The organism is Streptomyces sp. NBC_00190 (genome assembly GCF_036203305.1).
Taxonomy (GTDB): Bacteria; Actinomycetota; Actinomycetes; order Streptomycetales; family Streptomycetaceae; genus Streptomyces.
The window spans coordinates 8,016,310-8,042,438 of sequence record NZ_CP108131.1 but is presented as its reverse complement, the minus strand read 5'-3'; the positions used below and the strand labels follow the sequence as shown (position 1 = coordinate 8,042,438).

Sequence of the window (26,129 nt, the reverse complement as noted above, 5' to 3'; positions counted from 1 at the left end):
GCTGCCTTGGTCCTCCTGGCAGGGGTCGGCCCGGTACCGAGCAACGCAGCGGCACAGGATGCCCGCGGAGCCGCGGCGCGGAGCGACGCGACCTCCGCGGCGCGGTTCGTGCCCGGTCCCTGCCCCAAGACGTCCGAGCCGGTCGCCGCACTGGACGACGCACGGTGCGGCTTCCTGGAGGTCCCCGAGAACCGCGCTCGCCCAGCCGGACGCACCATCCGGCTGGCCGTCGCGGCCATTCCCGGCACGTCGGCGAAACCGGCCGAGGACCCGGTCGTGTTCATGGCAGGCGGTCCCGGAGGCGACGCGTTCGGCGACATCCCCTTGCTCGTCGACGCCGGTCTGAACCACGACCGCGAGCTGATCATCATGGCCCAGCGCGGGAACCTCCACTCACAGCCGAACCTCGCCTGCCCGGAGATCGACCGGTCCTCCGCGCAGGCTGTCGGCCTCCGCTACGACGATCCGTCCGCGCAGCGGATCCTGCTGCGCGCGACGAAGGAGTGCCGGGACCGCCTCACGGCCGACGGCACCGACCTGAGCGCCTACAACACCGCCGAGAACGCCGCGGACTTCGCCGACCTGCGCACCGCGCTCGGTATCGGCGGGTGGAACGTCTATGCGTACTCCTACGGCACCGACCTCGCCCTCACCTACCTGCGTCAGCACCCTCAGGGAATCCGTTCGATGGCACTCGACTCGGTCACGCCACCGCAGAACGTGAGCCTGCCGTGGACGTGGATCAGCGCCCGGGAAGGCATCGGCACCATCCTGCGGGCGTGCCAGGCACAGCCCGGCTGCAAGAGCCGCTATCCCGAAGTCGCCCGTACGCTCACGGAGCAGGTGCGCCGACTGGAGGCGCGGCCCCTGACGATCAACGCCGCTCCACCGCGTGGCGGGAAGCCGGTGAAGGTCGTCCTCGACGGCGGGGCGCTGGTGAACCTGCTGGTCGGCAACGCCGTCCCGGCCGCCGACGTCCCGGCGGCCCTCGACGAGCTCGCCCGCGGACATCCGGAGCGCTTCGCGCGGGCACGCGCCGCCGGGGCGAACCCCGTCGTCGGCGAGACCGCGTTCGGCCTGACGGAGTCGGTGGCATGCAGCGAATGGGTGCCGGGGCACGGGAAGTCCGACCTGTTGGAGGCCGGCCGCATGGCCTTCCCCGGCTGGCCGGACACGGTCCTCGCACAGGCACCGCAGCTCCCCTTCCAGCACGAGGTGTGCCGTGTCTGGAACGTTCCCGACCGGACCGCCACCCAACGGGTGGCGGCCGTCAGCTCGGTGCCGACGCTCATCGTCTCGGGGACCTTCGACGGGAAGACCGGGGCGAGTTGGGGGACCCGTACGGCGCGTGACCTGTCCCGCTCGACCGTCGTGCAGATCCCCGGGACCGGTCACTTCGTCGTTCCCCAGTCGCCGTGCGCGCAACGCGTGCTGGCCTCGTTCCTCGCCCGTCCCACCGCGCCCGACACCAGCTGCGCGGCCGACGTCAAGCCGAAGCCGTTCACGATCGTCCCGAAGTGACCGGGAGGCCTGATGGCAACGAGGGCGTGCGGACGGCTCCGCCGACGGTGTTAGCGTGCGGGCATGCGCGCTCCCATCGGGCCATTCGACAACGCCGTACCCGCCCCCGACTGTCTCGCCGAGCTCACCCCACCCGTGGCGCGAGCGGTCGCCGGCTGGCGGGGAGACGTACCCGCCGGGCAGATCCTCTACGTCGACACCGACCCGGCCATCGCCGACACCGCCGCCTTCGTGGCGCACTTCGGGCAGGAGCTGATGGATCAGTCCGCGAACTGCGTGGTGGTGGCCGCCAAGCGCGGTGGCCAGACCACCCTCGCGGCCTGCCTCGTGCCCTCCGCGGGCCGGGTCGACGTGAACGGCGCCGTCCGGCGTCACCTGGGGGCGCGCAAGGCATCCTTCGCCCCGATCGAGGCGGCCGTGGAGCTGACGGGCATGGAGTACGGCGGCATCACCCCGCTGGGGCTGCCCGACGACTGGCCGCTGCTCGTGGACGCGGCAGTCCGTGACATGCCGTACGTACTGATCGGCAGCGGGCGCCGCCGCGGGAAGCTCATCGCGCCCGGGAAGCTGCTCACGGAGATCCCCGGCGTCGAACTGATCGAAGGCCTCGCCCTCTGACGCGCCGGCCGGCGCTCCGCAGGGCGGGAACTGCCGTACTCGGGCTGTCGTGCCGGGGAAGCAGGAAGGGGGTGGTCAGGATGAGAAGGCCGGCGATGGCGATCGCGGTGCGGAGGCCGGTGGTGCCGGCCAGCAGGCCCCACAGCCCGGTCATGGCGGCGACAGTTGCCTTGCTGGTGACCGACCACGCGGACAGGGTGCGGGCGATCCGGTCCGTAGTCGTCTGTTCGAGCCGGTAGGTCGCGAACACCGGATTGAACACGCCCATGCAGGTGATCAGTCCGAGCTCGACGGCCACGACGAGCACGAGTCCGCCCACGCCGGGCCGGATGAAGGCCAGCCCGAGCGGCCAGCACGCGCGCAGTGTCCCGGCGGTGAGCATGACCTTGTGCCGTCCGAACCGTGCGACGAGTCGGCGGGCCAGCCGCGAGCCGATGATGCCGCCGACACAGGGCAGGCCGAACGCGAGGCCGTACTGCCAGGGGGCGAACCCGAGGTCGCCGAGCATGAGGACGGCGAGCAGCGGCGAGGTTGCCAGGATCAGGCCGTTGACCAGGACCGTGTTGAAGAACAGGGGGCGCAGGGTCGGGTGGGTCAGGATGTACCGCCACCCTTCGAGCAGGTCGCCGGGCCGGAGACGCGCCCCGTGCGCACCGGTGCGCACGGGGCGCGTCTCGCTGCCGCTGATCGCCCGGATCCCCGCGGCTGAGAGCAGATAGCTGACCGCATCGGCAAATACGGTCATCACCGGGCCGAACAGCCCGATCGCGGCCGTGCCGACCGGTGGTCCGAGCACGGTTGCGGTCCAGGTCGTGGACTCGAACCGGCCGTTCGCGACGAGCAGGTCCTCCGGCCGCACGAGCGCCTTCAGGTACGCGCCACTGGCCGCGCTGAACGCGATGCCGGCCGCACCGACGACGACGGACACGACGAGGAGCTGGACGAAGCCGAGCAGACCCAGCGCGTAGGCGGCGGGGACGCTCATCAGCGTCACGAACCGGGTCAGGTCCATCGCGACCATCACCGGCCGCTTGCGGCGGAACTCCACCCACGGGCCGAGTGGCACCGCGACCGCCGCCCCGACCGCCAGCCCCGTTGCGGCCAGCAGCGACACCTGGGCCGGCCCCGCGTCCAGCACGAGGATCGCGATCAGGGAGAACGCGTCGAACGCGAGCCACGTGCCGAACGTGCTGACCGCGTAGGCCGCCCACAGCCACCCGAACTGCCGGCCGGGCGGTCTCCTGTCCACCATGCTCAGCCCACCCCTTGATGTCCCACCTGAACAAACCGACGTTGACAGGTAGGAGCAAAGCCACCAGCACAACAGCAGGTCAAACAACCAATCTGCCAGCGATCCACAACCAAGCGTTGTGCTCTAGGGTGGATCGGCATGGACCTCGACACCGTCCGGACCTTCGTCGCCGCCGCCGACGCGGGGCAGTTCCAGGAGGCCGCCGCCGAGCTGGCGGTCACCCAGCAGGCCGTCTCCAAGCGCATCGCCGCGCTGGAGCGCGGCCTCGGCGTGCGGCTGTTCACGCGCACCGCGCGCGGCGCCGAGCTCACCATCGACGGGCAGGCGTTCCTGCCCCACGCGCGCGAGCTGCTGCGCGTCGCCGAGCGCGCGGTCGCGTCCGTACGCCCCGGCCGCCGTCCGCTGCGCGTCGACGTCATCGCCTCGCGCGTCGCGCCGTCGGGCCTGATGCGCGGCTTCCACCGCGCCCACCCCGAGATCGACCTCGACGTGGTGATGCTGTTCGACATCGAGACGGCCGTCGCCGCCGTCCTGTCCGGTGCCATCGACGCGTCCTTCCGCGCCGTCGCCGTGCCCGGCCGACCCCTTCCGGAGGACATCGAGTCCGTCCGGGTGCTCGACGAGCCGCTCCAGCTCCTCACCGGCCCCGCCCACGCGCTGGCGGGCGCCCGGTCGGTGACCGTCGCCCAGCTCGCCGGGCACCGGATCTGGATGCCCGGGATCGTCCCCGGTACCGAGTGGGCCGCCTACTACGACGACCTCGTCGACGAGTTCGGCCTCACCATCGAGGCGACCGGCCCCAACTTCGGCTCCGACGCACTCCTCGACACCATCGCCGACACTCCGGCCCTGGCCACCTTCATGGGTGAACAGACCCGCCTCGTCTGGCCCGCCGGCCACGGCCTGCGCCGCATCCCGGTGACCGACCCGACGCCCGTCTACCCGCACTCACTGATCTGGCGCCGCGACAACCCCCACCCCGCGCTCGCCGCGCTCCGCAGCTATCTCGGCTCCGCACAGCCCGGCCACCGCCCCGACGGCGAGACGTGGGCACCCACGTGGACACAGCGGTGAGCAGGTTCGTGCCCAGAAGGCTCACACCCGGGTAACTGCCGGGAAATGACGCGCAGACGGCACCTTCGACTCAGGAGCCCGTGCTGCTGCCCCGCGGCTCCGGTGTCAGTTCCGCAGTGAGTTCATCCAGTGCTTCAAGTCGTCGAGCCGAGTCGGCCATGAGCGCGGCCGCCGCGACGAGGATGAGTTCCGTGACGGCGACTTCGTGGGTGAGCGGCGCGATGGGGCCGGCCGCCTCGCGGGGCAACCGGACCAGGACCTCGGCCTGTTCGGCGAGTGGGGACTCCCAGGCATCGGTGACGAGGATCAGCCGGGCACCACGTGAGCGGGCCGCGTGGACGAACCTGGCCGTGCTGTCCGCGTAGCGGCGGAAGTCGTAGGCCACGATCAGGTCCGATGGGCCCAGATCGACGAGCACCCGGGCTCGGGCCGCCGGGGTGTCCGGAACGCGGGCCACGGCTGGCCGAAGGGCCGCCAGCTGACGGACCAGGTAGTCGGCCGCCAGTTCGCTGAGCGAGCCGCCCAGCCCCCACACCCGTTCGCCGTCGGCCAGGAGACCCGCGATGAGGGAGAGCAGCGGCTCGTTCACCACCGACAACGGCTGGCGGTGCCACCTCTACCGACTGGCCGTTCACCCCGCGTACCGCCGTCAGGGCGTCGCCACGACACTGCTGGCAGCTGCGGAGGCGCGGTTCGCGGCGCTGGGCGGGCGGCGCGGCGACGCGATGGTGCTGGACGGCAACGAACTCGCCCACCGCGCTTGGCACGCGATGGGATACGAGCCGCAGCCACGCTGGACCCGATGGGTCAAGCCGCTGACCACCTAAGCGGCCTCGGGGAAGTAGGGCACGTGCCCGAGGCCGCTCAACCGTGGGCAGGTGCCGAGGAGTGGGCGTGCTGCTCGTAGAGGCGGTCGGCGAGCAGTGCGTGAGCGAGTGTGCCGCCCGCGCGGACGGAGGCGGTGACGAAGGCGGTCTCGGCGAGCTCCTCGGCGGTGACGCCGTGCCGGCGGGCGGCGGCGGTGTGGACGTCCAGGCAGTAGGAGCACTGGGTGACCAGCGCGACCGCCACCGAGATCAGCTCGCGGTAGCGGCGCGGCACCGCCCCGTCCTCCCGGTCCACGGCCTTCTGGAAGGCGATCCAGGCGGCGAACTCCGCCGGGGCGTTGCCGCCGACCGAGCGGGCGCGGTGGAGGTCTTCGGGGTGTGCGTACACGGGCGGACTCCTGCAACGGTGGGTGGGGGCGGCGGGCCTGTTGCCCGGCTCCTGGCACCACCTCACCGCGGGTGCCGCGGTGCTGTCCAAGACCGGTTTCGGGTGGGTGGGTTCGTTCGCGGTATCGTGGCCGGTCATGGACCTGCGGGCATTGCACTGTTTCATCGCCGTGGCCGAGGAGGGCCACTTCGGCCGCGCGGCGGTACGCCTGCATTTGGCCCAGCCGCCGCTGAGCCGCCGGATCCGGGAGCTTGAGGCCGACCTCGGGTGCCGGCTGTTCGACCGGATCCCCACCGGGGCACGGCTCACCCCTGCCGGTGAAGTGCTGCTTGCCGAGGCGCGGGACCTCCTGGAGCGCGCCGAACGCGCCCGCGAGCGGGTCCGCGGCGCCGAGGCCGACCGGGTCCTCGTGCTGGGTACGGTCGCGGGCGCGGGCCTGGAGGTCGGCCCGGCGGCGCTGGCTGCCTTGCGGCGGAACCGCCCCGGAGTACGGGTGCGGCTGCGCGAGGCGCCGGTCACCGATCCGACGGCCGGCCTGCGCGAGGGCCGGGTGGACCTCGCGCTGACCCGCCTGCCCTTCGACACCACGGGTCTGACGGTTCGGCAGCTCGGCGAGGAACCGGTGGTCGCGGCCGTCCCGACGGACGATCCTCTGGCGACCCTCCCGAGCCTGCGCGTCACGGAGCTGGCCGACCGCCCGCGTTTCCGCCTGCCAACGGGCACCGACGCCCGGTGGCGCGCCTACTGGCTCGCCGCCGAAAAGGACGCACCGGAGGACGCACCCGGCCCGGTGGTGGCGTCCGTCGAGGAGTGCTTGCACGCCGTTCTGTGGGAGGGCGCGGTCGGCCTCCTCCCGGCCGGGGCCGTGCTGCGGCACGCGCGTCCCGGCATCGCTTTCGTCCCCGTCGACGACTACCCGCCGAGTCGCGTCGTCATAGCCCGGCGGGCGGCCGTCACCGACCCGCTCGTCGATGCCCTCGCAGACGCCCTCGCCGCCGCCGGGGAGGCACGGGTGCGACAGGGGCGGCGCGCGTGACTCCCGGGGCCTCGCGATGTCATGCCACGGGGCCGAGGTCTCCTTCGAGGAGCGTCTGGATGATCTGGGGCCGGTCCCAGAGGGCCAGGATCTCGTTGGCGACGGCCACGGCGGGCAGGTGGTCCTGGCCCTGCACCTTGATGGCGGCGGCCAACAGGGTGCGCGGGACGGCTCCGGCGTCCAGGAGAACGCGCCATTCCTGCAAGCCGAGTTCCAGGAACTCCGGTCCGGCGAGCTCGGCGATCTCCAAGGGGTCGTCCAGCGCGCCGGGACAGGCTGTGAGCGTGCGCAGGCGGGGCAGTCCGGTGACGGGGGCGAGGCCGAACGGCGTCCCGTTGCACTCGCCGATGGACAGGACTTCCAGGGCGGGGTGGGCGGCGGCCTGGATGCTCTGCAGGCCTCCGCTGCCGACCGAGGCCACGACCGGGAGCTGATCCTCGCAACGGTCACGGCCTTCCTCCCGCGCCCCGTTCAGAACCAGGTCGGTGAGGGAGTCGGCCACGAGTTCGGCGCCGAGGCTCTGTTCGTGGTCGACCAGGATGACCTGGCCGACGTGTCCGCGCGGGCCGGGTGTCAGGTCGACCGCGATCTCGTCGCCGCCGTTGCTCCCGAAGACGATCCAGCCGGGTGATCCGGCCAGGCCCTGTACTGCGGCATCGGGCGGGGTGATGACCGCCTTCGTGGCCCCGAACTGCCAGCGGGGGTGACGGCTCGCCCCGTCGACGCTGTACAGGCCGTCCAAGGCCGAGAGTTCGTAGCCGACCGCGTCGGTGACACGATCCGCCGCTGCGTAGTCGTCGCCCCAGTCCTCCCGCCGTGCCCGGGTCACCCGGTAGAGGACCTTGAGCTCGTCGGGCAGCGTGACGCCCAGACGCTCTTCCGCCGCGGTGATCTCCTCTTCCGTCGCACCGATGGCGTCGGGCAACCGTTCGCGGAGCGTCCGCTCCAGCAACTCCAGGTCCGCCGAGGGAGCCGGTACCGCCCCTGGGGTCGGATCGGGCAGTCGGCGCCAGGGCTCGGGAAGAGATCCGTCGACCAGGACGAGCACTCCCAGGCCCGGGTAACCGATGGCGGCTTGCACGGCCGGGCTGGGCTCGACCAGGCCGAGCGTGGTCCTTCCGGTCGGCCGGATCTCCGCCGTGAACGCGACCTCGTCGCCACCGCCGCGCACGAGCGCCCCTTGTACGTGCTCCACCATGGCTCGCTCCGCCGGCGACATCCGCCCCCGGAGCGCCAGACTCCAGCCATGTCGCCCGACGCGTCCCGCCACACGGGCGGGCCGCCCCGCACGCCTCTCCGTGTCTTCGCCCAGCATGAGCCGCAGCACGGGCTCCCACGTGGCGAAGTCGCGCACCGATGACCATTGCGGTTTCTGATCAACCATGCGCAGACGGTACTCGGAACCACTGACACTCAGGATCGGCGAGTTCGTCCGGGGCAGCCGCCGGGACTGGCCGGCGGCGGACCGAGGAGTACGCTCCGGTGCGCTCCTACTTGGACACCCGGCAGGCGCTCACCGCGGTCCCGTTGGTCACACCGCCCGCTGTCAAGCCGGACACGCACTTGGCGTTGTCGCCGCCCAGCCCGACGTAACACGCCGTCCTGACGTACTCCGGGGCCTCGCCACCTCGTAGCTCCCGCTCGACCTGGTTGATGCAGGCTCTGACGTCCGCGTGGGCGGTGGGGGCCGCGAGGGCCGCGCCACCGAGCACGAGGGTCAGGCCGGTGAGGACACCTGCGATACGGGTCGTCGTGCGCATGGGACGTACCTGCTCTCGGGATCGTCGCGCGGCCCCGGACCTGGGTGTTGCCGGAACCCGCGGGAATGGCGCCGAGCGCACACGGCCGACGTAAAGCCACTGGGCCCGGGCCCCCGCACCGGACCGGCTCGGCAGGGCCTCCCTCCCTCTTTCGACGCTAGAGCAACCCCCTGCCGCGCGCACCCGCTGCCCCGCGGGCCATCTCAGGCACTCCCCGGGCCGAACGGAGAAACAGGTCGCCGACCAGCTCATCACACTGCACCACGGCGCCGGATGACGCTGCGTCACCACGACAGGCATGGGTTGCACAGCCGCCGCCTCGCACCGGCGCCGATGAAGCCGCCGACGGCAGGCAAGGGCGCTCCCGCGGTCGGCTGGAGATGCGGATGGCCCGGCGGCGGATCATCCTGGCATGGCTGGAAACCCACGCCTAAGGAGAGAGCCATGTCCGCACTGGACAAGCTCAAGAAGATGCTGAAAGGCCACGAGGATCAGTCGAGCCAGGCCATCGACAAATCCGGCGACTTCGTCGACGAGAAAACCCAAAGCAAGTACAGCTCCCAGGTGGACACCGCCCAGGAGGCCCTGAAGCAGCAGCTCAACCAGGACCGAGAGGAACGGCCCCCGCAGACCTGACAAAGGCAAGGCGCCGGCCGTTCATCGGGCGGCCGGGCGAAACGGGCCTCCTGGCGCCCGTACGGCGCCAGGGGGCCCGCCCTATCCGTCTCCGCCCCGGAGCTTCGTGTCCGGGGCGGAGCGGTGTCAGCTGCCGGGTCAGGCGGCGGTGATGTTCTCCGCCTGCGGGCCCTTCTGGCCCTGCGTGATGTCGAAGGTCACGGCCTGGCCTTCCTGGAGCTCGCGGTAGCCGGTGGAGTTGATGTTGGAGTAGTGGGCGAAGACGTCCGGTCCGCCGCCGTCCTGCGCGATGAAGCCGAAGCCCTTTTCGGAGTTGAACCACTTCACGGTTCCGCTGGCCATGATCATGCCCTCTCAGTCGATGTCGGATCCGCACCGCGCGGACCCGGAGGTGATCGCCCTGGTCCGGCACTGCACAGCAAAACGCCCACGCCAGGGCGCGGGCAGGAACTGCGAACCACGACAGCTGGAGCTGAAACTACACGCCGGAACGGCCTGTCACCAGAGAGCAACGATCCTCAGGTCGATGTGACCTTCTCCTGGGCCGCTTCACGGTGCCCGAAGAGCCCGAAGAGGGCGTATTTGGTGGGGCTCACCGTGGACGATCACGATGGGTCGCCCGTCGGGGTGGCTTGCAGGTCGAGGGTCCAGTTCTGGCCGACGAGGTCGCGGCCGAAGCTGTGGTGGGGCTCCTCTTCGGCGAGTGTGAATCCGAGGCCCTGGTAGATCTTGCGCGCGGACACCAACACGTCGTTGGTCCACAGCGTCACCTGCCGGTAGCCGGCCTGTCGCGCGAAAGCGAGGCACTCCTCGACAAGGCGGGTGCCCAGGCCGAGACCCCTGGCCTTCGGGGTGACCAGCAGGATGCGCAGCTTGGCCACCCCCGGTTCGTCGCCGGCGACGAGGAAGACACAGCCCGCGCGCTCGCCGTCGACCTCGGCGATCCACGCCGCCTCCGTCGACGGGTCGTGATCGGCGCCGTAGTCGGCGACGATCTTGGCCACCAGGGCCTCGAAATCGGTGTTCCAGCCGAATTGCCGATCGTAGATCTCACCGTGGGCCATCACCGCCCAGCCCAGATCCCCCGGACGGTCGGCGCGGCGCACGACGACGTGCGGCTGACGTTCCTGGTGCGACATGGCTTCCTCTCCTGGACCTTTCGACGGCATCCCTGCCACTGACACGACTGTTTCAGTAGCGCTAGGCTAGCCCCCGTGCCCCAGGAAGCGACAGTCCCGTCCGCCCGGCAGGCCGAGCTGCTGGAAGCCGCCTACCGGTACGCGCTCGCCCACGGCCTGGCCGACCTCTCCCTGCGTCCGCTGGCCACGGCCATCGGCTCCAGCCCCCGCGTCCTGATGTTCCTGTTCGGCAACAAGGACGGCCTGGTCAGAGCACTGCTGGCGCGAGCCCGGACCGACGAGCTGATGGTCCTCGAACATCTTGAACAAGCCGACCAGCCCATCGGCCTGACCCCTGCGGCGGAGCAGATCTGGTCCTGGCTCGCCGCCGAGGCGCATCGTCCGCTGCTGCGGCTGTGGGCCGAGGCGTACGCGCGGTCCCTCGTCGAGCCCGACGGCGCCTGGGCCGGCTTCGCCCGCGCCACCGTGAACGACTGGCTCGGCGTACTGGCCACCTGCCAGCCGGAGCCGGAACGCGGCAGCCAGGACGGCGCCACCCGCCGCACCCTGGCCCTGGCCGTGCTCCGCGGCGCCCTGCTCGACCTCCTCGCCACCGACGACGAGTCCCGCACCACCGCCGCCGTCCACCACCAACTCGCCCTGCTCCGGGGCGAGACACAGGCGACGCCAAGGACGGCGGACCCTCATGACGGACCCGACTAGTCAGCTCGTGCTGCGGGGCGCGGCCTCTTCGGCGTCGAGCTGGTGGTCGGCCCAGACGTAGCTTTCGGGAAGCAGGTCGCTGATCAGGACGGTTCGGATGCGGTCGTCTCGGCCGACGATGACCTTGAGGTCCGGGAAGTAGTCGAGGAGGACCTGACGGCATCGGCCGCACGGCGGAACGACCCCCCGGTCGCGATCGCCCACGGCGACGATCGTGTCGAGCTCGTACACGCCCTGGGCGGCCGCGGCGCCGATGAGGACCAGTTCGGCGCAGGGGCCTCCGGTGAAGTGGTAGGCGTTCACCGCGGTCGCGATCCGGCCGTCACGGCTTCGGGCCGCGGCTGCCATGGTGTGGTTGTCACCCCGGCACCGAGTGCGTGCGATGTGGGTCGCCGCCTGGATGAGTTCGTGGTCTACGTGTTCGGCGTGCGTGGTCATCTTCTCCGCCTTCTTGAGCTGCCAGGCGGCGGTGCCCCGGACGACGGTGGCATGCAAGCGGATATCGGGGCCGCACGACATGTGGCATCCGCTTCCGCTTGCCACAATGGCCACATGGCCGGTACAGGGCCCCCGATCGAGGGCCGTTACGGTGAGCGGGTCTTCCGTTCCGAGGACCGGGGTGAGGACGACCGTATCGACCTCGGGGCCCTCACCTACGACGAGACGACCATGGCACGGCTGCGGCAGCTGGGCGTGGGTCCCGGCTGGACCTGCCTGGAGGTGGGCGCGGGAACGGGCACGGTGGCGCGGCGGCTGCTCGGTGAGGCGGGAGTGGCACAGGTCCTCGCGGTGGACCGCGACGTACGTTTCCTCGCGGCGCACCCCGTACCCGGACTGACAGCTCTCCAGGCGGACATCACCTCCGAGGACTTCTCCCCCGGGCTGTTCCGGCTGGTCCACGCCCGGTTCGTGCTCATGCACCTGCCCTCGGCGCAGCAGATGGTCCCCAGGCTCGCCGGACTGCTCGCACCGGGCGGGGTCCTGGTGGTCAGCGACGCGGTCGACCTGACCACGGACTCGGCGCCCCTGACCCCGTACACCCGCGCCATGCGGGCCATGTGGCAGGGGCTGCGCGACAGCATCGGGACCGATGTCTCCCAGGTGCCCCACCGTACCGAGCTGATGCGTGCGGCCGGGCTGGAACCGGTGGCGGCCGAGATCCATGTGCCGCCGCTCCTGCCGGGGAGCGCGATCAGCCGGTTCTGGGCGGACACCTGGGGCCGGGCGCGGGCGGCCATGGTGGCGACGGGGCTGGTCGACGACGCCCAGCTCGACGAGGCCGTGCGCTACCTGGACTCCCCGCGGTGCACCGGATTGTCGCCGGGGATGCTCACGGCCTGGGGGTGGAAGCCCGAAGACGCGTCGTCCCCCTGACCCCCTCCCTCCCAGGGCATGTCGGCGTGTGACATGCCGCTTTCGGTGTAATGGCGGTGTTGGGCGGCCCGGCCGCTGCACGCTGTCGCCGACGAAGCAACGGCGTACGGTCGCGCGGACCGCGGAGCGTGCGACGGGCGAGCACGGACGCCTCACCGAAAGGCGCGGATGACAGACCTCGCCGATGCCCGAGCACCCCGGGCTCCCCGGACACCCCGGGCCTCCCGAGCGCGCCGGGCCCGGGACCGGTTCCGGGAAATCGCGCGGGCCGAAGGCCCGGCAGCGGCACGGATCGTGGTCACCGTCGCCGTCGCCTGGCAGGTCGCGCTGTGGCTGGGAGCCGACCAGCCACCGGTCTTCGCGGCAATCGTCCCGCTGGTGGCCCTGCGCGGCGACCCGATGACGGCCCTGGGCACATCGCTGCAGCGGGCCCTGGGTGTGGTGGCGGGCGTGCTGATCGGGCTCGCCGTACTGAACGTACTGCGGCCCTCGACCGCCACGCTGGCCCTGGTGGTGGCCCTGGGCCTGGGCGTCGGAATGGTCCTGCGGGCCGGCGGTGGGCTGAACATCCAGGTCGCGGCGTCGTCGCTCCTGGTCTTCGCCAACACCTCACCCGATGCCTACGCGCTGGACCGCGTGTGGGAGACCGTTGAGGGAGCGGCGGTGACGATCCTGCTCGCCCCGCTGCTGTGGCCACCCGCCCCGCACCGCGTCCTGGCCGTCATCACCGACGACTGCCGTGCGCGCCTGAGCCGGTCCCTCACCGGCACCGTGGCGGCCCTGGGTACCGGCCCGGCCGCCGCCCGCGAGAACCTCACCCTGGTGGATGCCGAGGTCGAAGCGGTACACGCGAACGCCGCACGCGCCCGCGAAGCCGAACGCGCCATGAGGTTCAATCCCCTGCGCCGACGTCACCGCGACACCGTACGGCTCCAGGCGCGGCACGTCGCCACCGCCGACAGGCTCACCGCACCCCTGGCGACCCTCGCCAGGGAGGTCGCCGCGCTCACCGGCCGGGAGGACCTCGCTGCGGACCTAGCCCGGGCTCGCCGTCGACTTCCCGAACTGGCCGCGCTCACCGCGCGGGCGATCGGACACACGCTGTCCGGGGAGGATCCCCGCCCCGCCGTGGCCACCGCCCGGAGCCGGCTGACCGCCTACGATCGCGCGGACTCCCGGCCCCTCGCCGTCGCCCTCCGCCGGCCCTTCCACCAGATCCTCGACGACCTCGACCAGGGATCCGTCCCCGGCGGGGAAGCGCCGTCGCCGAGGTGACGACGAGCCGACCGTCAGGGGCAGTAGGAGGGCGCGGGTGTGGTGGGTCAGCGGTCGGTGCCCGCCCGCGTCAGTCCCGCAGCAGCAGCACGAGGGCCGCCAGTACGATCCCCAGCGCGAGCGCCAGGACGCCGTAGACAGGCCGGTAGTCCCGGAGCACCGGCAGGAAGTGGTCCAGGGCGAAGCGGCCCGGGCCGGCCAGGGCCAGGGTGACGGCCGCTGCAATGATCAGGGCCTCGAATTCGACGCCCGTAAGGCCGAGCACGGCGCCGGTCCACTTGACGCAGATGGCGTTGATCATGATGCCGACGATCCCGGCGGCGGCGAGCGGTGTGAGCAGGCCGAGGATCACGCCGAGCCCGCCCAGCGTCTCGGTCAGGCCCGCGATCGCCGCCATGGTCTCGCCCGCCGGGTAGCCGGCCTTGCTGAAGAACATGCCCGTGCTTTTGATACCGAGGCCGTCGAACCACCCGAACAGCTTCTGGGTTCCAGGAATGAACATGATCACGCCGAGCACGACGCGCAGCACGGGCAGGCCGATGTCACTGGGGGTGATGCTGCCGGTCATGGTGCGGGGAGCGGTGAGGAGAGAGCTCTCAGCCATCATGGCGCTTTCTGTCGGAGGTGAAAGACAGGTACTTCACCCAGGGTGACGAAGAGCGAGGCGACATGCCCGGCATGCGGATACGCGAGTCGGCCGGTCGGGGACGCGCGTTCGAAATCGAGCAGGACGTCCGCACCGCCGTCGGCGCCACGGCCCCGGGCCGCTCCCCGGCCGGACCGGCCGCGCTCCGGCGGGGCGTCGGCGCCGACGACGAGGCCGCTCAGTCGGCGGCAGTGCCGAACCACTCGGTCAGCCGGCTGAGCAGCTCCTGCTGGTCTTCGCCGACCCACGCCACGTGGCCGTCCGGCCGCAGCAGTACCGCGGGCACGTCCAGTTCCTCGCTGACGTCGACGACGTGGTCGACCCGGTCCGCCCAGCCCTCCACCGACAGCCGGCCGGTCTGGTCGAGCAGGAGCCCGCGACCGCCGTGCATCAACGCGTAGAGACGGCCCCGCTTCAGCACCACGTCCCGCATCCGCCGGCCGAGCAACTCGTGGCCCTCACCGAAGTCGTAGCGGACCCCGACCGCGGTGACCGTCTCGGTCATGTACCGGTTCACCTCCTCGAAGTCCAGCAGCTTCGAGAACAGCTCCCGCAGCGCCTTCGCACCGGGATCCGCTTCCAGCAGCAGGCCCTGCGCGCGGGCTTCGGCCAGTACGAGGGCGCCCACCGGGTGGCGTTCGGCGTGGTAGCTGTCCAGCAGTCCCTCCGGCGCCCGACCGCCCACCTCGGCGGCCAGTTTCCACCCGAGGTTGAAGGCGTCCTGGACGCCGAGGCCGAGCCCCTGTCCCGCGGTCGGCGGGTGGATGTGGGCCGCGTCGCCGGCCAGGAGCACCCGGCCGACCCGGTAGCGCTCGGCCTGCCGGGTGGCGTCGCCGACCCGGGACACCCAGCGCGGTGAGTGCGCGCCGAAGTCGGTGCCCGCGAACACCCGCAGCCGCTGCTTGAACTCCTCGAAGGTCGGGGCGGTCTCACGGTCCTCGGCCAGCCCTTCGGCGGGCACGATGATGCGGTACACCCCGTCCCCCATGGGCACGGCACCGAACCGTACGTGGGTCTTGCGGATCTCGGCCGTGACGGCGGCCAGTGTCGCCGGGTCCTCGGTCACCTCCACATCCGCCAACAGCGTCTCGGCCTTGGCAGGTTCACCGGGGAAGCCGACACCGAGCAGCTTGCGCACCAGACTGCGGCCGCCGTCGCAGCCGACCATGTAGCGGGCCTGCAGCCGCGTGCCGTCGGCCAGTTCGGCGGTCACGCCGCGGTCGTCCTGGCTCAGCCCGACCAGTTCGCATCCGCGCCGGATATCGGCCCCGAGTTCGACGGCGCGCTCGGTCAGCAGGCGCTCGGTGACCGGCTGCGAGACGGCGATGCCGTAGGGGTGTGCGGTGTCCACCCCGTCGGGCCACGGCTTGACGATGCCGGCGAAGAAACCACCGGCCTGGAACTTCTCGCTGACGTCGAGGAACCGGTCGAGCAGCCCTCGCTGGTCCAGTATCTCGACGGTGCGCGCATGCAGGCCTCGCCCGCGGGACTGCCCGGTCGGCTCCGTCAGCTTCTCCAGTACGACCACGTGCACACCATGCAGCCGCAACTCGCCGGCCAGCATCAGCCCGGTCGGTCCACCACCGGCGACGATCACGTCAATCAACACAACCCCCATGTATTTCCGCAGGTTCTGGCTTCGACTGACAATTCTGCGGCAGGCTTCGGGTCTTGCCGCAAGCCGGGGGGTGCGCTATGCGGTGGGAGAGGGAAGCCCGAAGTGCGCGGCGATGATCCGCAACGTCCGGGAACCGTCGGCGTTGAAGCCGGGATCGATGTCGTACGCCGGGGTGTTCCGGCCGATGATCCCGGCGTCCAGCAGCTCGCGTACGAGCAGGTCGGCCGTGCCTCCGGCGCGCCGTGATTCGCGGCGTCGGCCGATGTTGAAGTAGGTGCGCTCGAACCCGCCGTGGCTGTAGGCGAACTGGAACGGGTGCTCGGCGCAATGGGGGACCATGTAGTTCTGCCCATGGGGACATTCACATGCGGGCGTGGACGCCAGGAACACGGTTTCCACGCGATCCGGAACGTCGGCGCGGTCCGCGTAGCGGTAGCCCGTGATGTCGCGTGCCAGCTCCCAGGCGCCCGTCCCCTGCTCGGCGGCGTAGGCGTCGTGCGTCACCCAGGCCCAACCGGACGATTCACCGCTGGAGTCGGCGGGGTGCCCCGCCTCGGTGAAGATGCCGGACAAGGTCTGCTCACGCATGCCCTTGCAGAAGGTGACGAACGTGTTCCGGGGCATCGGGGGCAGCCAGATCACCTCGCCCTCCCCTGTCGGAGGGGGCGAGGGCAACGCGAAATGGTCGGCGATCACTGTCACGAGGCGCTCGTGGTCGTCGTAGTGGTGGTCGAAGCAGGCATGACCGTCGTCGCCCTGTCGGCCGCAGCCCGCGTCGGGGCCTATGAGGTTGGCGGCCAGGAGCTCCGGGGAGAGGTGGTCCGGGTTCTCGCCCATGCGCTGCTGGACGTCTTCGAAGCTGAACCACAGGACCGTGCGGCCGTCCCGGTAGTACTCGAACGCGGGAGGGAAGCCCTTCGCGCTGCAGGGCTCGGTCACGAACACGACGATCTCGGCGCCGTCCGGACACATGCCGCCGTAGTCGACGTCGTCGTAGTCCTCGGCTTCCCAGTTGTGCATGTCGTGCACCGCCCATGCCCAGCCGTTCGCCTGACCGGCTGCGAGGGGTTCTCGCAGCCGGTCGCGAAGGCCTCGGGTGACCGCGTCGAGCGGTACTCCCCGTGCGAAGACGACATTCACCTCGTGGTCCGGGAAGGACCCATGTATCCAGCTCGTCATGCGAGCACCCTAGACACGGCCACTGACATTGATACTCGTAGCGGGTTCTGGTGGTCGTGGCTCTGCCACTGACTGACACCCTGCTGGGTTGTCTTCCCGCTGTACAGCGGGACGTCGGCCAGGGCAGCCTCGGGCGACGACAGTGGTGCGGCCCGTGGTGTCAGTCGCCTCCGCCGCCACCACAGGGCGAGCCGCAGGACGAGCCGCTACCGTTGCCGAACCCACCGCGCCGGGCTGCGGCCGTTACAGCTTGCGGCACAACAGGGCGTCCGGCGTCTTGCCCTTGGCCCATGCCCCGGTGAAGGCGATGCCCGCGGCGTACTCATCCGTGCCGCACTGCCCCTTGTAGTTGCCGGACGCGAACTCTCCCCCGGGGCCTGCGGCCGGCCGGTTGTCGCCCCGGTCGAACCAGACGGTACGGCCGTTCGCCCCCAGGTTCCTGCCCGCCTGGGCGCAGAGGACCGCGGAGACCGCCTGACCGCGCACGCTGTAGCCGATCATGAACTGGTTGGGCCCGCACTGGTACTTGGTGTAGCCGCCCGCCCAGTCTCCCTGCTGTACGTACCGCTCGTCGCTCACGACGGTCGGCACCAAGCTGGTGGCCGGCAGACCGGAGGACCCGGCATCGGTGCACAGCCCGCGCCCGTCACGGTGCGCCAGGCCGACGAGCCGCTGTCCGTCGGGGCACGTCCCCTTGCGGGCGCCCGAGTCCCAGTCCGCGAGCGTACGCATGTGTGCCGACTGGACCGCATCGGCGTGGTCGAGGTTGAGCATGTCCCACGTGTCGGAGACGGCGACCTGGCCGGTCTTCTGGGGCGAGGAGACGAGCCGGTTCCAGTTGGCGGCGCGCCAGTCGCCGTTGTCCAGGATGCCGGAACGGTGGCCCGCCGAGTCGAAGTTGAGGATCGACCAGGTGCCGTGTCCGGCCCATCCGACCAGGGGCCAGTAGGCGAAATCAGCGTCGTTGGCGATCAGATAGTCCACGAAATTGCCGAACCAGGCGCGCGCCTGCGGGTTGGTCTCGTCGCTGCCGATGCCGAACTCGCTGATCCACAGGGGTGCGGTGAAGTGGCGGCCGGATTCGGCGGTGACGTAGAACGCCTGGCGCTGCAGGGTCGCGAACAGGTCTTCGCGGGAGAGTTCCTGGTAGCGCGGGTCGTGGGTCTCACCCATGCCGGTCGCGCCGGTGTGGTTCGGCCCGGTGTAGCCGTAGAAGTGCGCCGCGTACACCAGCTTGTTCGAGGCGACGAGGGTGTGCGAGAGGGTACGTACCGGTTCGAGTGTGGGGCGCCAGTGGGGCAGCCCGTCGGCCGGGATGCCTTGCCAGTTGATGCCTTCGACGATCACCAGCAGGTCGGGGTTGGCCTCGGTGAGGAGCCGGTCGCCGAGGCGCTGGGAGGCGGCCCACCAGTCGTGGTCGTTGCCCCAGTTCCAGTTGGCGTCGTCGGTGATGGTGCGGCGGACCTCGTTGTAGAGGTCGGCGCCGACGACGCGCTTGTTGTCCTTGTAGCGGCGGGCGAGGCTGATCCAGTCGTTCTCCCACTGCGCGGTGGACTGGCTGGTGTTCCAGCGTTCGTTGCCGTCCAGGCCGCAGCAGAAGCGTGAGGTGTTGGTGTGGTTGTTGAGGACCACCGCGAAGCCTTCGGCCGTGGTGGCGGCGATGACCGCGTCGAAGACCTGGAGCGGGGTCTTGCCGCGCAGTTGGGGGTTGGCGGCGACCGAGGCGTCGGAGACCGGGCGCTGATCGTGCAGCATCTCGTTCGAGAACGGCAGCCGGATGCTGTTGATGCCGAGTTCGTGGAATCCGGCGAGGATCTGCAGGATCGGCGCGCGGTCCAGGTCCAGCGGCATCTGGTCGGCCTTCTCACCGTCGTGGTGGCTGGCCGGGTCGTTGATGTCGCCGGAGCCGCTCCAGGATCCCTGGGCCCCGTGCCAGTTCGCGGACTTGAGCTTGAAGCGGTTGCCCTCGGCATCGACGATGTAGCGGCCCCGGGTACTGAGGGGCGGGCGCCAGGAGTCGGACAGGACGGCCGGGGTGCCGGCCGTCACAGGAGTCGCGGCGGTTGCGGCAGTCGCGGCAGTCGCGGACTCGGCCGTGGACGCGGTCCCGGCCGCGACGGCCGGGGAGGCGCCGAGCGCTCCGAAGAGTAGTGCGGCGGCGAGTATTGCCGGTTGCAGGGGTCTTCTCACAGTGTCCTCCGATAGGGCATGGGGGGTGGACGTGCGTGGTGGAGCGGTTTCGGGCAACGGATCGGGGGCTCGCTCAGCTGCCGCCGCTGCCGAGGACCGCGACGCCTCGTGGTTCGAGGGTCACGTGGCGGACGAGAGGCCTGCGATCGTCGAGGAGGTCCCGGCGGTCGGCCGGCAGCGTCACCTCGTGTTTGTCCTCGGTGTGGTTGAGCAGGATGAGGACGTCGTGATCCGCGCCGTGCCGGATCGTCGCCTGGATGCCTGTGTGCAGTCCGGGCACAACGGGGTTGACCCCCGCGTCGGCGAGTGAGCGGTCGACGATGGCCCGCATCGTGACGGGATCGGGCCGGGTCGCGACGTAGCGGGCAGTCCCGGTGCCGTGGGTGTGCACCGTGGCCGCCGCGCGGTTCTCGTCCCAGTCGGGTCCGGCGAAGAAGAGTTCGGGGCGGGCGCCGGTGAGCTTCACGTCCTCGCGCCACAGCGACGCCGGCGCGGGCGCCGCGGCGTCCGCTTCCGGGGCGCGGAGCGGGACGGCCTCGCCTGCTGCGGCCGGCCAGAACTCCTCGACCCGTACACCCAGTACGTCACCCAGCGGAGCCGGATAGCCGCCCGTGTGCACGCGGTCGTGCTCGTCGACGATCCCGGTGAAGAACGAGGCGAGCAGGGATCCCCCGTCCGCCACGAAGGTGCGGATCCGCACGGCGGTCTCGGCCGACAGCAGGTAGTGGCTGGGCAGCACGAGCAACTTGTACGGGCCGAGGTCCGCGGAGGGATGGACGACGTCGATGCCGACGCCCGCTTCGAACAGGGGTGCGTAGTGGTCGAGGACGCGGTCGAGGCAGCGCACGCCGTCCGAAGGATGTGAGTCGAGTTCGAGGGCCCACCAGTTGTCCCAGTCGAACATGATCGCGACCTCGTTGCGGATGCGCGTGCCGGCCAGCTCGGGCACCCGGGCCAGTTCGCGGCCCAGCTCGCGCACCTCGGTGTGCACCCGGGTCCCGGCCCCCGCGTGGGGGACCATGCCTGAGTGGAACTTCTCCGCGCCGCCGCGGGACTGCCTCCATTGGAAGTACATGACGGCGTCCGCGCCCTGCGCGACGGCCTGCCAGCTCCACAAGCGCATCCGGCCGGGGCTCTTGGCACCGTTGCGGCCCCGCCAGTTGACGGCGGACGGGGCTTGTTCGGTGAGCAGCCACGGCTTCCCGCCTGCCGCACCGCGCAGGAGGTCGTACGACAGCGCCGCGCCGATGTGGGCCGCCTCCCCGTGCGGGTCCGGGTAGCTGTCGAGGGCGAGGACGTCCATCTCGGGTGCCCAGGCGTGGACGTCGACCGACTTGTGTCCGGCGAGGAAGTTCGTGGTCACCGGTGTGCCGGGGGTGATGCGGCGCAGCACGTCGCGTTCGAGGGTGAAGCAGGTGCGCAGGGCGTCGCTGCTGAACCGCTTGAAGTCGAGCTGCTGGGAGGGGTTGGGGTACGTCGGTGCGGTGCGCGGCGGCAGGATCTGGTCGAAGGAGGTGTAGCGCTGCGACCAGAAGTCCGTGGACCACGCTTCGTTGAGCGCGCCGACATCGCCGTACCGGGCCGCGAGCCAGCGCCGGAAGTCCGCGGCGGAGGTGTCGCAGAAGCATTCGGCGACATGGATCCCGTACTCGTTGCCGACGTGCCACAGGCCGAGCGCCGGATGGTCGCGGTAGTGGGTGGCGACGGCTTCGACCAGGCGGACGGCCCGGTCGCGGAAGACCGGGCTGGAGGGGCAGAAGTGCTGGCGGCCCCCTGGGGACAGGACGGTCCCGGAGGCGGTGACCGGCAGGATCTCGGGATGCTCGACGGCGAGCCACGGGGGTGGCGACGCGGTCATGGTGGCCAGGTCGGCGGTGATGCCGTGCGCGGCCAGGTCGTCCATGACGGTGTCGAAGAAGCCGAAGTCGTAGGCGTCGCGGGCGGGCTCGACGCGGCCCCAGGCGAAGATGGCGAGGTTGACGAGGTTGACGCCTGCCTCGTTCATCAGGCGCAGGTCCTCGGCGCGGGTGGCCGCGTCCCACTGCTCGGGGTTGTAGTCGCCGCCGAAACCGAGGCCGCCCAGTCGCGTGCCGAGGGCTCGGGCGCGGTCGTGTGCCGGAGAGTTCATCTTCCTTACCCCTTCAGGTACTTCAGCAGGGCGTTACGTCTCATGGGGGTGTAGCGGGAGGCCGCGTTCGCCTGACCCCTCAGACCCGTGGCGGCGCCGCGCTGTCCCGCTCCACCAGGGTCGGCATGACCGACACGAGGGACGAGTCCGTCGACGCGGCGCCCTCGATCTGGCTCAGGAGCCGGTCCACGCAGGCCGCGCCGACCTGGGAGAGGTCCTGGTCCACGGTGGTCAGGGGCGGGAGGAAGTAGGCGGATTCGGCGATGTTGTCGAAACCGACCACGCTCACGTCCTGCGGAACCGAGCGTCCGACGTCGCGGAGCGCACGGACCATCCCGAGCGCCATCTGATCGTTGGCGGCGAACACCGCGGTGACCTCCGGGAGGCCGGCGAGTTCCCGGCCTGCCCGATAGCCGCTCTCGGCGCTCCAGTCTCCGTGGACGGCCGGCGGGATCGGGGCGCCCGCCGCCCGGAGGGCACGCTGCCATGCCTCGGCGCGGCGGCGCGCGGGGTGGGAGTCCTGCGGGCCGGCCAGGTGCCACACCGTGGTGTGGCCGAGTCCCAGCAGGTGGGTCACGGCGATCTCCGCACCGGCCGCGTGGTCGGTGTGGACGCCGGGGTAGCGGTGGTCGTCGCCACCGTCGACGACCACGACCGGCAGCCCCGAGGGGAGCACCAGCGAACCGGTCAGGATCTGCGCCTCGTTCACGATGACCCCGTCGACCGCATGCCCACTCAGCCTCCGGAAGGCATCCAGCACCGCCTCCTGGGTCTGTGCCTGCGGGACGACGACGTTGACCGAGTACTCGGTGGACTGCACGGCGGAGACGATCGACTCCAGTGTGCGCGCGTTTCCGTGCGCCGTGAGATCGAAGCTGATGACACCGATCGTCCGGAACTTGCCGGTGGCCAGCGCCCGGGCAGCGGTGTTGGGGCGGTACCCGAGCATGCGTACGGCTCGGACGACCCGGTCCCGGGTCGCGTCGTCGACGCGGGCAGTCGCGTTGACCACGCGGGAGACGGTCTGTGCCGAGACTCCGGCCATAGCCGCGACATCGGCCATCGACGGGGGCCTGGGGCGGTCCGCAGCCGGGGAACGGGGCTTGCGTGGCCGCTGCCCATCCTTCGCCATGGTGCAGTTCCTCTCGCAACTGTGACGCCCGGGCGTCTCCTGACCGTCATCATGTTTGCGCGAACATGCCGCGTTGGTCAACAGGTTGCTGCGCGGCTCCGGGTGACCGACTGACCGCCGGAGGCCTTTCTGAAGCTCGAAACCCCTTGAAAAACATGATAACTGACGGAGCGACAGATGAGTCTGTCAAAACCCTTGACACTCTCCGAGAGCGATCGACACACTTCCGAACCGCGCCACCATGTTGGCGCTAACATGCATCGGAGGTCATATCCGTGAGAGTCGTCCAAGCCCCGGTCCGCGATGGGGACATCGCCGGCCGCCGCCACCGGGGACCGCGGTGAAACGGCGCGCTGTTCGGCGCAACCTCACCGCGCATGCGTTTCTCCTGCCGTTCCTCTGCGTCTTCGTCGTCGGAGTCCTCGCCCCACTGATGTACTCGGTCAACCTGAGCCTCTATCAGGAGCGCATGATCGGCGGGATGGTCTTCACGGGGCTGGACAACTACACCAAGGCGTTCAAGGACAACCTGTTCCACGCCGGCCTCGGCCGCGTCGCACTCTTCTTCGCGATCCAGGTACCGCTCATGCTCGGCCTCGCACTGTTGGCCGCCCTCGCGATCGACAGTGGCCGGCTGCGCGCGCCGGGGCTCTTCCGGATCGGCATCTTCGTCCCCTACGCCGTTCCCGGTGTGGTCGCGGCACTGATGTGGGGCTACCTGTACGGGGACCGCTTCGGCCTGGCCGGCGAGATCGGCGACCTCTTGCACACCGAGGTGCCCGACCTGCTCTCCGAGAGCTGGATGCTCGCTTCGATCGGCAACATCGTCACGTGGTCGTACGTCGGCTACAACATGCTGATCTTCTACGCGGCACTGCGATCGGTGCCCGAGGAGCTGTACGAGGCGGCCGAGGTCGACGGCGCCGGCGCCCTCCGCAAGGCGTTCAGCATCAAACTGCCGGCCCTGCGCCCTGCCCTGCTGATGGCCACGACGTTCTCGGTGATCGGCAGCTTCCAGCTCTTCAACGAGCCGAGCGTGCTCCAGTCCCTGGCGCCCGCCGCCGTCTCCACGAACTACACGCCCAACATGTACGCCTACAGCCTCGCCTTCGACGGGCGCCAGTTCAACTACTCGGCCGCCGTCGCGGTGCTGCTCGGCCTGGTGACCGTGATCGTCGCGTACGCGGTGCAGCGTACGACCGCCCGAAGGGAGCGCATGCTGTGACCACTGCCGCGCCCGGGACCGTCAGCAGGTCCGCCGAGGCCTTCACCGAAGGGGCACCGCGCCGTACCCCCTCCCGGCGCCGGGGCTCCCGGGGCCGGCCCGCCCGGCGCCGTCCGGGCAGGTCCACCTCCTTGACCGTGGCGATGGGCCTGATGCTCGCGTACACACTGATCCCCCTGCTCTGGCTCGCCATCAGCGCGACGAAGTCCAACCAGACCCTTTTCGACTCGCCGGGCCTGTGGTTCGGGGACGGCTTCCACCTGTTCGAGAACATCCAGGACGTCTTCACCTACGACCACGGGATCTACCTGCGCTGGTTCGGCAACACCCTGCTCTATTCGGTGGTCGGGGCTGGCGGAGCCTCCATCATCGCGACGATGGGCGGTTACGCCCTGGCCACGTACGAATTCGTGGGACGTCGGGTGCTGTCGGCCGTCGTCATCGGTGCGATCTCGATCCCGGCGTCCGCCCTCGCGGTCCCCACGTACCTGCTGTTCAGCGACATGGGCATCGTCAACACACCGTGGGCGGTCCTGCTGCCTTCCCTCGCGAGTCCTTTCGGGCTCTACCTGATGCGTGTGTACGCGACCGAAGCCGTTCCCGACGCGATGCTGGAGGCCGCACGCATCGACGGCGCCGGAGAACTGCGCATCTTCCTCACCATCTCGCTGCGCCTGCTGGCACCCGGTTTCGTCACCGTGCTGCTGTTCACCCTCGTCGCCACCTGGAACAACTACTTCCTGCCGCTCATCGTGCTCAACGACCCGGAGCTGTTCCCCCTCACGGTGGGGCTGCGCCAGTGGGACTCCCTCGCGCAGGGCGGCGCCGGCGCCGGCGCCACACCCATCCTCCCTCTGGTGATCACCGGCAGTCTTCTGGCGATCGTCCCGCTGATCGTCGCGTTCCTCTTCCTCCAGCGGTTCTGGCAGTCAGGTCTGGCCGCCGGCGGCGTCAAGCAGTAGCCCACGCCCACCCCTCTCCTCGCCTCGCCTCGCCCGGATGAAAAGGATTCGAAATGAGCAGATTCCGACGGCTGTCGGCTCTCACCCGCACACTCACCGCGGCCACCGTCGCGACCCTCTCCCTCGCCGCATGCGGCGGCTCCGGCACGCCCGACAGCGGCAAGAAGGGCGACCCTGCGGCCGTGCAGGCCGCGCTGGACAAGCCCGCCGAGATCACCTTCTGGACCTGGGTCCCGAACATCGACAAGACGGTCGCACTGTTCGAGAAGAAGTACCCGAAGGTCAAGGTCCACCTCGTCAACGCCGGCCGGTCCAAGGACGAGTACACCAAGCTGACCACCGTGCTCAAGGCGGGCAACGGCGCCCCCGACGTCGCGCAGATCGAATACTTCGCACTCCCCCAGTTCGCGATGAGCAAATCGCTGGTCAACCTCGCCGACTACGGTGCGGCCGGCCTGAAGGAGAAGTTCGCCGACTCGGCTTGGTCCCAGGTCAGCGTCGCGAACGGGATCTACGGCATACCCCAGGACTCCGGGCCGATGGCGATGTTCTACCGCAAGGACATCCTCGACAGGTTCGGTGCCGCGCCGCCGAGCACGTGGGAGGAGTACAGCGCACTGGCCCAGAAGATCCGCGACGCCGATCCGAGCGTCCGCATCACGTACGTGGACCCCGGGGACGCGGGTACGTCCAACAGCCTGATCTGGGACTTCGGCGGCAAGCCGTACACCGTGGGCGCCGCCACGGACGTCGCCATCGACCTCAAGGACGACACCGGCGCCAAAGCCTACGCCGACACCTGGGGCCCGCTGATCGAGAACAAGCTGGTCGACTCCACCGCGAGCTGGAACGAGGAGTGGTGGAAGTCGATGGCCTCCGGTAAGTACGCGACCTGGCTGGCCGGCGCGTGGGCACCGGCGGTTCTGGAGCAGAACATCCCGCAGAGCAGGGGCCAGTGGTCGGTCGCGCCCATGCCGGGCGGTGTCAGCGCGGAGAACGGCGGCTCGTCGGTCGCGGTCACCACGCAGGCGAAGAACAAGGAGGCCTCGGTCGCCTTCGCCCAGTGGCTGAACTCCGACCCGGAGGCGGTCAGGTCGCTCAACTCCGAAGTCGGCCTGTTCCCCGCGACCAAGCTGCTGCTCGACAACCCCGGCTTCCGCAGCGCCGAAGTTCCCTTCTTCCCCGGCAGCAAGCCGAACGAGACCTTCGCCGACATGTCGAAGGCCGTGCGGCCGGGCTGGCAGTACCTGCCGTTCCAGGTCTACGCGAACAGCGTCTTCAAGGACTCGGTCGGCCAGGCCTTGCAGCCCGGCGGAAACCTGCCCGGCGCGCTGGCCACCTGGCAGGAACGACTGAAGGCGTACGGCAAGGAACAAGGTTTCACCATGAAGTAGTCCAAGGCTGCCCCTTTCGCTCAGCGGCGGGCCGCCGGGACCCGAGACCGTCC

Annotated in this window: 26 protein-coding genes; 12 read left to right on the top strand and 14 right to left on the bottom strand. The window is 70.6% G+C overall.

Translation table 11 applies throughout. The annotated features are described in order from the left end of the window. Window positions 1-108: 108 nt before the first annotated feature. Together OG429_RS37225 and OG429_RS37220 are read left to right on the top strand one after the other, a co-directional pair. Entirely contained in the window at window positions 109-1,521 is a 1,413-nt protein-coding gene (locus tag OG429_RS37225; protein ID WP_328929675.1) for an alpha/beta fold hydrolase, read from the top strand. Window positions 1,522-1,584: 63 nt separating this feature from the next. Next, window positions 1,585-2,139, top strand: a complete 555-nt coding sequence (locus OG429_RS37220) for a YbaK/EbsC family protein (RefSeq protein WP_328929674.1) — start codon at window positions 1,585-1,587, stop codon at window positions 2,137-2,139. On the opposite strand, the gene OG429_RS37215 is transcribed toward OG429_RS37220, so the two are convergent. Beyond that, window positions 2,093-3,391, bottom strand: a complete 1,299-nt coding sequence (locus tag OG429_RS37215; RefSeq protein ID WP_328929673.1) for an MFS transporter — start codon at window positions 3,389-3,391, stop codon at window positions 2,093-2,095. The genes OG429_RS37220 and OG429_RS37215 overlap by 47 nt on opposite strands. 138 nt (window positions 3,392-3,529) lie before the next feature. Between OG429_RS37215 and OG429_RS37210 the strand changes: the two genes are divergently transcribed. Next, window positions 3,530-4,465: a LysR family transcriptional regulator gene (locus OG429_RS37210; RefSeq protein ID WP_328929672.1), complete on the top strand. Its 936-nt coding sequence runs from the start codon at window positions 3,530-3,532 to the stop codon at window positions 4,463-4,465. Between the two features lie 70 nt (window positions 4,466-4,535). On the opposite strand, the gene OG429_RS37205 is transcribed toward OG429_RS37210, so the two are convergent. Continuing rightward, a complete protein-coding gene (locus tag OG429_RS37205) occupies window positions 4,536-5,054 on the bottom strand; it encodes a MurR/RpiR family transcriptional regulator (protein WP_328929671.1) in 519 nt (172 codons plus the stop codon). Here OG429_RS37205 and OG429_RS37200 point away from each other — a divergent pair. Next, the gene (locus OG429_RS37200) at window positions 4,975-5,292 is read left to right on the top strand and encodes a GNAT family N-acetyltransferase (protein ID WP_443051321.1); all 318 of its coding nucleotides are present in this window, start codon (window positions 4,975-4,977) and stop codon (window positions 5,290-5,292) included. The two genes, OG429_RS37205 and OG429_RS37200, sit on opposite strands and share 80 nt — an antisense overlap. Window positions 5,293-5,329: 37 nt before the next feature. On the opposite strand, the gene OG429_RS37195 is transcribed toward OG429_RS37200, so the two are convergent. Then, a complete protein-coding gene (locus OG429_RS37195; RefSeq protein WP_328929670.1) occupies window positions 5,330-5,680 on the bottom strand; it encodes a carboxymuconolactone decarboxylase family protein in 351 nt (116 codons plus the stop codon). A 136-nt stretch (window positions 5,681-5,816) separates the two neighbouring features. Here OG429_RS37195 and OG429_RS37190 point away from each other — a divergent pair, with 136 nt between their 5' ends. After that, window positions 5,817-6,716, top strand: a complete 900-nt coding sequence (locus OG429_RS37190; RefSeq protein WP_328929669.1) for a LysR family transcriptional regulator — start codon at window positions 5,817-5,819, stop codon at window positions 6,714-6,716. Window positions 6,717-6,735: 19 nt separating this feature from the next. On the opposite strand, the gene OG429_RS37185 is transcribed toward OG429_RS37190, so the two are convergent. Then, the gene (locus OG429_RS37185; RefSeq protein ID WP_328929668.1) at window positions 6,736-8,100 is read right to left on the bottom strand and encodes an SMI1/KNR4 family protein; all 1,365 of its coding nucleotides are present in this window, start codon (window positions 8,098-8,100) and stop codon (window positions 6,736-6,738) included. A 106-nt stretch (window positions 8,101-8,206) separates the two neighbouring features. Next, window positions 8,207-8,476, bottom strand: a complete 270-nt coding sequence (locus OG429_RS37180) for a hypothetical protein (protein ID WP_328929667.1) — start codon at window positions 8,474-8,476, stop codon at window positions 8,207-8,209. 444 nt (window positions 8,477-8,920) lie between these two features. On the opposite strand from OG429_RS37180, the gene OG429_RS37175 reads away from it, so the two are divergent. Further along, window positions 8,921-9,112, top strand: a complete 192-nt coding sequence (locus OG429_RS37175) for an antitoxin (RefSeq protein ID WP_328929666.1) — start codon at window positions 8,921-8,923, stop codon at window positions 9,110-9,112. A 138-nt stretch (window positions 9,113-9,250) separates the two neighbouring features. Here the strand turns inward: OG429_RS37175 and OG429_RS37170 are convergent, their stop codons facing one another. Both OG429_RS37170 and OG429_RS37165 read right to left on the bottom strand, forming a co-directional pair. Beyond that, complete coding sequence (locus OG429_RS37170) at window positions 9,251-9,454, bottom strand: cold-shock protein (RefSeq protein WP_328929665.1); 204 nt, start codon at window positions 9,452-9,454, stop codon at window positions 9,251-9,253. 263 nt (window positions 9,455-9,717) lie between these two features. Continuing rightward, a complete protein-coding gene (locus tag OG429_RS37165) occupies window positions 9,718-10,251 on the bottom strand; it encodes a GNAT family N-acetyltransferase (RefSeq protein ID WP_328929664.1) in 534 nt (177 codons plus the stop codon). Window positions 10,252-10,326: 75 nt separating this feature from the next. On the opposite strand from OG429_RS37165, the gene OG429_RS37160 reads away from it, so the two are divergent. Then, the gene (locus OG429_RS37160; RefSeq protein ID WP_328929663.1) at window positions 10,327-10,953 is read left to right on the top strand and encodes a TetR/AcrR family transcriptional regulator; all 627 of its coding nucleotides are present in this window, start codon (window positions 10,327-10,329) and stop codon (window positions 10,951-10,953) included. On the opposite strand, the gene OG429_RS37155 is transcribed toward OG429_RS37160, so the two are convergent. Beyond that, window positions 10,954-11,391, bottom strand: coding sequence for a cytidine deaminase family protein (locus tag OG429_RS37155; RefSeq protein ID WP_328930538.1), 438 nt, complete (start codon window positions 11,389-11,391; stop codon window positions 10,954-10,956). It lies immediately after the preceding gene. 114 nt (window positions 11,392-11,505) lie between these two features. Here OG429_RS37155 and OG429_RS37150 point away from each other — a divergent pair, with 114 nt between their 5' ends. After that, window positions 11,506-12,327 carry a methyltransferase domain-containing protein gene (locus OG429_RS37150; RefSeq protein ID WP_328929662.1) on the top strand — a complete coding sequence of 274 codons (822 nt, stop codon included), beginning with the start codon at window positions 11,506-11,508 and terminating at the stop codon, window positions 12,325-12,327. 168 nt (window positions 12,328-12,495) lie between these two features. After that, on the top strand, window positions 12,496-13,602 hold the full coding sequence (locus OG429_RS37145; RefSeq protein ID WP_328929661.1) for an FUSC family protein: 1,107 nt from the start codon (window positions 12,496-12,498) through the stop codon (window positions 13,600-13,602). Between the two features lie 70 nt (window positions 13,603-13,672). On the opposite strand, the gene OG429_RS37140 is transcribed toward OG429_RS37145, so the two are convergent. From OG429_RS37140 to OG429_RS37110, 6 genes are all read right to left on the bottom strand, one after another. Further along, window positions 13,673-14,209 (bottom strand): DoxX family protein, encoded by a 537-nt coding sequence (locus OG429_RS37140; RefSeq protein ID WP_405676730.1) that lies wholly within the window; start codon window positions 14,207-14,209, stop codon window positions 13,673-13,675. A gap of 217 nt (window positions 14,210-14,426) precedes the next feature. Beyond that, window positions 14,427-15,854, bottom strand: coding sequence for a rifampin monooxygenase (rox, locus tag OG429_RS37130; RefSeq protein WP_328929659.1), 1,428 nt, complete (start codon window positions 15,852-15,854; stop codon window positions 14,427-14,429). Window positions 15,855-15,941: 87 nt separating this feature from the next. Continuing rightward, the gene (locus OG429_RS37125) at window positions 15,942-17,045 is read right to left on the bottom strand and encodes a hypothetical protein (protein WP_328929658.1); all 1,104 of its coding nucleotides are present in this window, start codon (window positions 17,043-17,045) and stop codon (window positions 15,942-15,944) included. 243 nt (window positions 17,046-17,288) lie between these two features. Then, a complete protein-coding gene (locus tag OG429_RS37120) occupies window positions 17,289-19,235 on the bottom strand; it encodes a glycoside hydrolase family 5 protein (protein ID WP_328929657.1) in 1,947 nt (648 codons plus the stop codon). A 73-nt stretch (window positions 19,236-19,308) separates the two neighbouring features. Beyond that, complete coding sequence (locus OG429_RS37115; RefSeq protein ID WP_328929656.1) at window positions 19,309-21,363, bottom strand: beta-galactosidase; 2,055 nt, start codon at window positions 21,361-21,363, stop codon at window positions 19,309-19,311. A 79-nt stretch (window positions 21,364-21,442) separates the two neighbouring features. Continuing rightward, window positions 21,443-22,495, bottom strand: coding sequence for a LacI family DNA-binding transcriptional regulator (locus OG429_RS37110; RefSeq protein WP_328929655.1), 1,053 nt, complete (start codon window positions 22,493-22,495; stop codon window positions 21,443-21,445). A 340-nt stretch (window positions 22,496-22,835) separates the two neighbouring features. Here OG429_RS37110 and OG429_RS37105 point away from each other — a divergent pair, with 340 nt between their 5' ends. The 3 genes from OG429_RS37105 to OG429_RS37095 are packed head-to-tail and all read left to right on the top strand — an operon-like array spanning window position 22,836 to window position 26,076. Next, a complete protein-coding gene (locus OG429_RS37105) occupies window positions 22,836-23,720 on the top strand; it encodes a carbohydrate ABC transporter permease (protein WP_328929654.1) in 885 nt (294 codons plus the stop codon). Next, the gene (locus OG429_RS37100; RefSeq protein ID WP_328929653.1) at window positions 23,717-24,682 is read left to right on the top strand and encodes a carbohydrate ABC transporter permease; all 966 of its coding nucleotides are present in this window, start codon (window positions 23,717-23,719) and stop codon (window positions 24,680-24,682) included. Before OG429_RS37105 ends, OG429_RS37100 begins: the two co-directional genes overlap by 4 nt. A 53-nt stretch (window positions 24,683-24,735) precedes the next feature. Further along, on the top strand, window positions 24,736-26,076 hold the full coding sequence (locus OG429_RS37095; RefSeq protein WP_328929652.1) for an ABC transporter substrate-binding protein: 1,341 nt from the start codon (window positions 24,736-24,738) through the stop codon (window positions 26,074-26,076). Window positions 26,077-26,129 lie beyond the last annotated feature (53 nt).